General features: G+C 73.0%; 9 protein-coding genes. 5 read left to right on the top strand and 4 right to left on the bottom strand.

The genetic code is table 11. From position 1 onward, the window contains the following. Nucleotides 1–866, bottom strand: an 866-nt coding sequence (locus ACFV0Q_RS35180) for a BTAD domain-containing putative transcriptional regulator (RefSeq protein ID WP_385011130.1), incomplete at its 3' end; no start/stop codon positions are given. 62 nt (nt 867–928) lie between these two features. Between ACFV0Q_RS35180 and ACFV0Q_RS35185 the strand changes: the two genes are divergently transcribed. Next, nucleotides 929–1,729, top strand: a complete 801-nt coding sequence (locus ACFV0Q_RS35185) for a site-2 protease family protein (protein WP_385011131.1) — start codon at nt 929–931, stop codon at nt 1,727–1,729. Here the strand turns inward: ACFV0Q_RS35185 and ACFV0Q_RS35190 are convergent. After that, a complete protein-coding gene (locus ACFV0Q_RS35190) occupies nt 1,726–1,911 on the bottom strand; it encodes a hypothetical protein (RefSeq protein ID WP_385011133.1) in 186 nt (61 codons plus the stop codon). The two genes, ACFV0Q_RS35185 and ACFV0Q_RS35190, sit on opposite strands and share 4 nt — an antisense overlap. A gap of 206 nt (nt 1,912–2,117) precedes the next feature. Between ACFV0Q_RS35190 and ACFV0Q_RS35195 the strand changes: the two genes are divergently transcribed. Further along, on the top strand, nt 2,118–4,169 hold the full coding sequence (locus ACFV0Q_RS35195) for a TerD family protein (protein WP_385011134.1): 2,052 nt from the start codon (nt 2,118–2,120) through the stop codon (nt 4,167–4,169). 38 nt (nt 4,170–4,207) lie between these two features. Here the strand turns inward: ACFV0Q_RS35195 and npdG are convergent, their stop codons facing one another. Then, complete coding sequence (gene npdG, locus ACFV0Q_RS35200) at nt 4,208–4,912, bottom strand: NADPH-dependent F420 reductase (protein ID WP_385011135.1); 705 nt, start codon at nt 4,910–4,912, stop codon at nt 4,208–4,210. 106 nt (nt 4,913–5,018) lie between these two features. On the opposite strand from npdG, the gene ACFV0Q_RS35205 reads away from it, so the two are divergent. Then, entirely contained in the window at nt 5,019–5,624 is a 606-nt protein-coding gene (locus ACFV0Q_RS35205; RefSeq protein ID WP_385011137.1) for a hypothetical protein, read from the top strand. A gap of 16 nt (nt 5,625–5,640) precedes the next feature. Here ACFV0Q_RS35205 and ACFV0Q_RS35210 read toward each other — a convergent pair whose 3' ends face one another. Further along, nucleotides 5,641–5,877: a hypothetical protein gene (locus ACFV0Q_RS35210; protein WP_385011139.1), complete on the bottom strand. Its 237-nt coding sequence runs from the start codon at nt 5,875–5,877 to the stop codon at nt 5,641–5,643. A gap of 58 nt (nt 5,878–5,935) precedes the next feature. On the opposite strand from ACFV0Q_RS35210, the gene map reads away from it, so the two are divergent. Both map and ACFV0Q_RS35220 read left to right on the top strand, forming a co-directional pair. Then, nucleotides 5,936–6,793 carry a type I methionyl aminopeptidase gene (map, locus tag ACFV0Q_RS35215; protein ID WP_385011141.1) on the top strand — a complete coding sequence of 286 codons (858 nt, stop codon included), beginning with the start codon at nt 5,936–5,938 and terminating at the stop codon, nt 6,791–6,793. A gap of 138 nt (nt 6,794–6,931) precedes the next feature. Beyond that, nucleotides 6,932–7,579: a heme oxygenase (biliverdin-producing) gene (locus tag ACFV0Q_RS35220; RefSeq protein WP_385011143.1), complete on the top strand. Its 648-nt coding sequence runs from the start codon at nt 6,932–6,934 to the stop codon at nt 7,577–7,579. Nucleotides 7,580–7,630: the final 51 nt, after the last annotated feature.

Genomic DNA, 7,630 nt, shown 5'->3' on the forward strand with positions numbered 1-7,630 from the left:
CACGGGGCCGGGTTCCCGGGCGCCGGGGCCGCGGCGGGCGGGACCGGTACGGCGGAGCCCGGAGCCGGAGCCCCCGGAGCCGACGCTGCCGCAGCCGGCCCTCCCGGAGCCGGGGCGGACGGACCCGGGACTCCCAGGACAGACGGGGGCGGGGTCGGCGGGGACAGGAGTTCGGCGTGGAGGGATGTGAGGTGGGGGCCCGGGGTGGTGCCCAGGCGGGTGGCGAGGTCGCGGCGGACCGTTTCGTAGGCGGCCAGGGCTTCCGCCGGGCGGCCCGCCGCGCGGAGGGCCTGGATGCGGAGGGCCTGCAGGGGTTCGTCCAGGGGGCGGCGGGCGCACAGTTCGGCCAGCTCCGGCAGGGCCCGCTCCGCCTCGCCCAGGGCCACGGCCGCGCCGAGCCGGCCCCGGCGCGCGTCCATCCGTACGGCTTCCCACCGCGCGGACTCCGCCTCCGCCTCGGGCAGGGAGGCCAGCGCGGGGCCCCGCCACAGCGCGAGGGCCTCGTCGTACAGGGCCGCCGCCCGCCCCGGATCCGGCGCCTCCGCGGCGGCCCGCACGAGCCGCTCGAAGCGGAAGGCGTCGACGTCCTCCCGCCGCGCCTCCAGCAGGTAGCCGCCCTCGACGGACCGCACCGCCGCATGCCCCAGCGCCCGCCGCAGCCGCCCCACCAGTGCCTGCAGCGCGGGCACCGCCTCGGCGGGCGGTTCGCCGTCCCAGACCTCGGCGACGAGCAGCGCCACCGGCACCGCCCGGCCGGGGCGCAGCGCGAGCGCGGTCAGGAGCGCCCGCAGGCGCGCGCCTCCGACGGCGACGGTGGTCCCGTCGTCGTGGGCGGCCTGGGCGGTGCCGAGAATCACGTAGCGCACCGGCCCATTGTCCCCGCCCCCGACCTCCCACCGGCCCCGACCACCGGGATAGGTTTCGCCGCATGGGTCACCAGGGCAGCCGCGGCGAGCGGCAGATCAGTTCCGTATTCCTCGGCATCGTCGCCGTCATGGCGGTCACCGGCTGGGCGGTGTGGACCGGATACGCCTCCAGCCCGGGGCTGGCCGTGTTCCTCTTCGTCACGGCGGCATGGGTCGTCTCGCTCTGCCTGCACGAGTACGCGCACGCCCGCACCGCCCTGCACGGCGGGGACATCACGGTCGGCGCGAAGGGCTACCTGACCCTGAACCCCCTGAAGTACACGCACGCGCTGCTCAGCATCGTGCTGCCGGTGGTCTTCGTGATCCTGGGCGGGCTGGGCCTGCCCGGCGGGGCGGTGTACATCGAGCGGGACCGGATCCGGGGCCGCTGGAAGCACAGCCTGGTCTCGGCCGCGGGCCCGCTGACCAACGTGGCCTTCGCCGTCATCTGCACCGCGCCGTTCTGGCTGGACGCCCTCGACGGGGTCCCGCTCGAGTTCCGCTTCGCGCTGGCGTTCCTCGCCCTGCTCCAGGTCTCGGCGGCGATCCTGAACTTCCTGCCGGTCCCGGGCCTGGACGGCTACGGGGTGATCGAGCCCTGGCTCTCCCACCGGGTCCGCCGCGAACTCGCGCCGCTGGCGCCCTTCGCCCTGATCGGGGTGTTCGCGCTGCTGTGGATCCCGGAGGTGAACGCGTTCTTCTTCGGCGCGGTCGACGGCATCCTGCGCGGGCTGGGCGTCTCGGACCTGGAGACGTACTGCGGCCGTGCCCTGTACCGCTTCTGGCAGGACACGGACGCCTTCTGCACGGCCCCCGGCACCTAGCCGGCCGGCTGCCGCCGCTTCTCGGCCCTGGCCTTGCGTACGTAGAACCAGGCCATGTTGGACGTCAGCCCGGCCAGCAGCACCCACACGATCCCGAGGAAGCTGCCCTCCACGAAGGCGACCACGGCGGCGGCCACGGCGAGGACGCAGACGACAACGGCGAACACGGCAAGGCGGGGCATCCGGAACAGCTCCTCGGCAACACAAGACGGGGTCGAGCCCCACCAGTGTCCCTCATCCGTGCCGGGAGTCTTTTCCCCCTTCACCTGATCTTCCGCACGGCTTCCCGTTACGGTTCGCCCGGGGCTCGCCGTACACGTCGTGCGAGAGAACAACAGCCAGGCCACCGTCGCGTACGGGCGGTCCGGCACACGTGGGGGGACATCACATGCGGGAAATCCCGAAGGGCGCGAACGTCAGCCTGGCCGCCCTCAGCGAGGACGCGGGCTCGGTCGTCGTGAGCCTGAGCTGGACCAGTGCCTCGGGGGCCGGCGACGCGGACGTCTCCGTCCTGTTGCTGGACGAGAACGGCAAGGTCCGCGGAGAGAACGACTTCTACTTCTACAACCATCCCGCCGCCGACGACGGCAGCGTGCAGCTGCTGGGCAAGACGCCGACGGAGAACGGTGACGAGGACCGCATCAGCCTCGACCTGACGGCGGTCCCGGACGGCGTGGCACGGATCGTCGTGGCGGCCAGCCAGTACGGGGGCGCGCGGTTCGGGGACCTGGACGACCTGCGGATGACAATCGCGGACCGGTCCGGTGAGCCGCTCGTCGGGTTCTCCATCGATGACGCCGGGGTGGAGACGGCGTTCATCTTCGGGGAGCTGTACCGGCGGGGCGAGGAGTGGAAGTTCCGTGCCGTGGGGCAGGGGTACGAGACGGGGCTCGCCGGGCTCGCGACCGACTTCGGCATCGCGGTCCTGGAGGACGCCGAGACCACGGAGGCCACGGAGGCCACGGAGGAAGCCGAAGGGGCCGCGAAGACCCTGGGCGCCGGGGGCCCCGGCCCCGTCGGGGAGACGACGTCCGCCACGGCCGTCGCCGTACCGGAGCCGCCCCCGGCGGCTGCGTCGGCCGCGGCGCAGTCCGCCGTTCCGGCGCAGACCCGCGGCCGGAGTCCTCGTACGACCAGGAAGAAGGTCACGCTCCCCAAGGTGCCCGGGAAGTCCCTCGCCGAGAACGACTCCTGGCGTCCCGCGCGGCTGTTCCCGGTCCCCTCCCTCAAGAGCGACAAGGAGAGGGAGGTACGCGCGACCTCGGTGCTGCTGTCGGTCATGGCGCAGGTTCCCGAGCTGGGCCGCCGGCTCACCGCCGGTTTCGGGGCGCCCGCGGGGCGGATGCAGACCTTCACCGAGGTGTCGCTGCCCCACGGCGAGACCCCGCGGCGCCCGGACGGCGTGATCCGGGTCGAGCGCGCGGGCAAGCTGTGGACGGCACTGGTCGAGACGAAGACCAACGGGAATCCGCTCAAGGCCGAGCAGGTCCAGGAGTACATGGACATCGCCGCGCGCCGCGGCTACGAAGCCGTGATCACGCTCTCCAACGACGTGGCGCTCGAAGGCGCCCCGATGGTCGAGGTCAAGATCGACGGCCGGCGCAAGCACAAGGTGAGCCTCTGGCACCTGTCGTGGGCGGAGGTGGCCCACCAGGCGCAGATGCTGATCCGCCACGAAGGGGTGGGCAACGCCGCTCACGCCTGGCTGCTCCAGGAGCTCCTGGAGTACCTCCAGCACGAGAACTCCGGCTGCCACGGGTTCCAGAACATGGGGCCCGCCTGGGTCCCCGTGCGCAAGGGCATCGAGGACGAGACCCTCAGCCTCGGCGATCCGCGCGCCGTGGAGGTCGTCGAGAGCTGGGAGCGGCTCATCCGCCAGGTGTGCCTGCGCCTGGGCGGGGAGCTGGGGCAGAAGGCGCTACCGGTGCAGCGTGCGCGGCGCGGCAGTGACCCGCTGGAGCGGCGGGCCGCCGCGGGCGAGTCGCTGTGCGCGGAGGGCCGGCTGGCGGCGGAGCTGCGGATCGACGGGACGAGCAGGGTCATCGCGGTGACGGCGGACCTGCGTACGGCGAAGGTCCGCACCTCGGTGGACGTCCCGGCGCCGTCGGGCTCGTACCCGCTGGCCACGGCGAAGCGGCTGTTGCGGCTGCTGGCCGAGGCCCCCGCCGACCTGCACGTCGAGAGCCTCGTCGAGGGGGCGAACGGGCCCCGCGGGACGCTGGAGCGGCTGCGGCCCGAGCCGGCGGACCTGCTGCCCAGGGACGGTGCGCAGCTCACCGGGTTCCGGCTGTCGCTCATCAAGGGGATGGGCAATACGCGGGGCAACGCGGAGTCCGGGTTCATCCGGAGCGTCGACGACGCCGTGGAGCGCTTCTACCACGGGGTGGTGGCGCACCTGGGCGCCGTCGAGGGGCAGCGTCCGGGCAGCCGCCGCGGCTGACCGTGCCTCCGGCGGGGCCGGGGCCCCGCCGGGGGAGGTTAGAGGTCCGTGAGGCGGAGGCCCGCGTGGGCCTTGTAGCGGCGGTTCGTGGAGATCAGGTTGGCGACCATGGCTTCGACCTGGTGGGCGCCCCGCAGTCGGCCCGCGAAGACGCCGCGCATGCCGGGGATGCGGGCCGCGAGGGCCTGGACGAGGTCGGTGTCGGCGCGGGATTCGCCGAGGACCATCACGTCGGTGTCGATCTCCTCCACCGAGGCGTCCTGGAGGAGGACGGCGGAGAGGTGGTGGAAGGCGGCGGTGACGCGGGAGTCCGGGAGCAGGGCGGCGGCCTGCTGGGCGGCGCTGCCCTCCTCGACCTGGAGGGCGTAGGCGCCCTGCTTGTCGAAGCCGAGCGGGTTGACGCAGTCCACGACGAGCTTGCCCGCGAGGTCCTCGCGGAGGGCTTCGAGGGTCTTGGCGTGGCCTTCCCAGGGCACGGCGATGATCACGATGTCGCTGCGGCGGGCGCACTCGGCGTTGTCGGCGCCCTCCACCCCGAGGCCCAGCTCGGCGGCGGCCGTCCGGGCCCGGTCGGCGGCGCGGGAGCCGATGATCACCTTCTGGCCGGCCCGGGCGAGCCGGTAGGCGAGGCCCCGGCCCTGGTCCCCGGTGCCGCCGAGGACGCCGACGACCAGGCCGGACACGTCCGGGAGGTCCCAGGGGTCCTTGGCGGGCGGCTTCTGCGTGCTGTCAGAGGAAGTCATGGGGGCGAGCGTACTGCCGAGTACGCCACAGTCGAAGGGATCGGCCGGGTGGGTGACACCGCCGCTCGCGCCCCCGGGCGCCCCCTCCGTGCGGCAGGATGCCGCCATGGACGCCGTGAGGGTCGCGCTGCTGCGCGAGGTGCTCGCCGGGACGCAGTGGCCGGGCGAGGCCCGGCGGTTCGCGGGGGCGCTGCGGCGTGCCGTGGTGCCCTCCGCCGGGCGGCTGCTGCTGGTGGGGACCGAGCAGTACGAGCCCTGGCACCTGGCGGCGCACCTGGTGGACGAGGCCGCCTGGTCGGGGCTGCCGGAGCTGGCGCCGACGCTGGTGCGCCACCACGTGCGGCCGGGTGAGCCCGCGCACCTCTCCGTCGGGCTGAGCCGGCTGGAGGCGGCCCGGCGCGGGCACACGCTGCTGGTGGTGGCGCCCGAGGGGCCGGGCGGGGGGCTGCTGGAGCGGGTCCACGACGCCCGGCGCGCGGGGGCGACCGTACTGTCGCTGGACGGCGGGGATCCGGACCTGGGCACGCTGGCGCACGAGGCGCTGTCGGTGCCCGCCGCCACCTCCGAGCTGGACCTGGACACGGTGCAGCACCTGGTCAGCGCCGCCGCCGGGGAGAACGGCCTGCCGGTGCGGCGGGGGCCAGGGCGGCTGCGGGACCGGCTGGCGCGGCTGGCCGACCAGCTGACCGCGCCGCCGCCCAGCCGCTGGTGAAGGGGCCGGACGAGGCCTAGGGCGTCGTGCCCTCTTCGTCCTCGCGGGTCTTGTCGTTCCAGTTGGGGTCGTTCTGCCATTCGAGGTTGCGCTCCTGCGCCGTCTCCATGGCGTGGCTCGCCTCCTCGGGCGTGGCGTACGGGCCGAAGCGGTCCTTGGCCGGACACTCCGGGCCCTCTTCGACCTTGTTGTGGACCAGGCAGTAGTACCATTCGCCCGGCTTGCCCACCTGGCGCTTCTTGAACAGGGCCATCGTCGGCTCCTTCCTCTGTCGCCATGCTGCCCCATACCCGCTGGATACACTCGCTTGCATGTCTGGCCAGTCGCTGCTCGTACCAGGCGAGCTCTCTCCCGTCCGTTCCGTTCCCGGAAACATCCGCCGGCCCGAGTACGTGGGCAAGCCCATGCCCACGCCGTACACCGGACCGGAGGTGCAGTCGGCCGAGACCATCGAGGCGATGCGCATCGCCGGCCGGATCGCCGCCCAGGCGATGGAGGAGGCCGCCAAGCACATCGCCCCGGGGGTGACCACCGACGAGCTGGACCGGGTCGCGCACGAGTACATGTGCGACCACGGCGCCTACCCGTCGACGCTGGGCTACCGGGGCTTCCCGAAGTCCCTGTGCTCCTCGCTCAACGAGGTCATCTGCCACGGGATCCCCGACTCGACCGTCCTCAAGGACGGCGACATCGTGAACCTCGACGTGACCGCGTACATCGGCGGGGTGCACGGCGACAACAACGCCACGTACCTGTGCGGCGAGGTGGACGAGGAGTCGCGGCTGCTGGTGGAGCGCACCCGCGAGGCGCTGAACCGGGCCATCAAGGCGGTCAAGCCGGGCCGCCAGATCAACGTGATCGGCCGGGTCATCGAGTCGTACGCGAAGCGGTTCGGCTACGGCGTGGTCCGTGACTTCACCGGGCACGGCATCAACTCGTCCTTCCACTCCGGGCTGATCGTCCCGCACTACGACAGCCCGCACGCCACCACCGTCATCGAGCCCGGCATGACCTTCACCATCGAGCCGATGCTGACGCTGGGCACCCACGAGTACGACATGTGGGAGGACGGCTGGACGGTCGTCACGAAGGACCGCAAGCGCACCGCGCAGTTCGAGCACACCCTGGTGGTGACCGACACGGGGACGGAGATCCTGACCCTCCCCTAGCGGGAGCGGGTGCGCGGGCGCCCGTTTTTTTACCGACAGGACGTCGGGAACACATTGACTTAGGCAAACCTAAGTAGGAAGATCGGGCGTGACGGCAGCGTGCCGCCGCGCCCGATTCCTCTTCTTCGGAGGTCCGCCTTGGACGCCTTCTCCACGGTCATCCGCGTCGCCTCGCACGAGCAGCACACCGAAGCCGAGACCTCCACCTTCATGAGCGACCTGCTCGGCGGCCGGCTCGGGGTGGACGCCTACACCCGCTACACCGAGCAGCTCTGGTTCGTGTACCGGGCACTGGAGGACGCGGCCGACGCGCTCCGGGAGGACCCGGTCGCGGGGCCGTTCATCCAGCCCGAGCTGATGCGCGTCGCCGAGATCGAGCGGGACCTGGCGCACCTGATCGGCCCGGACTGGCGGGAGTCGGTGGTGGCGCTGCCCGCGACCGAGGCGTACGCCGCCCGCGTGGCGCGGTGCGCGGCCGACTGGCCCGGCGGGTACGTCGCCCACCACTACACCCGGTACCTGGGCGACCTCTCCGGCGGCCAGATCATCCGGGACAAGGCGGAGCGCACCTGGGGCTTCGAGCGCAAGGGCGACGGCGTGCGGTTCTACGTCTTCGCGGACATCGCGAACCCGGCCGCCTTCAAGCGGACGTACCGCGAGCTGCTGGACGCGATCGTCGCGGACGACCTGGAGAAGCAGCGCATCATCGACGAGTGCAAGCGCGCCTTCGACTTCAACGGCGCGGTCTTCCGCGAGCTGGGCGAGCAGTTCCCGCTCAGCGCGTAGCCGCGCGCAGACGTACGGAAGGGGCCGGTCCGGTGCGCGACGCGCCGGACC

This window comes from Streptomyces sp. NPDC059564 (assembly GCF_042735575.1).
Classification (GTDB): Bacteria; Actinomycetota; Actinomycetes; order Streptomycetales; family Streptomycetaceae; genus Streptomyces.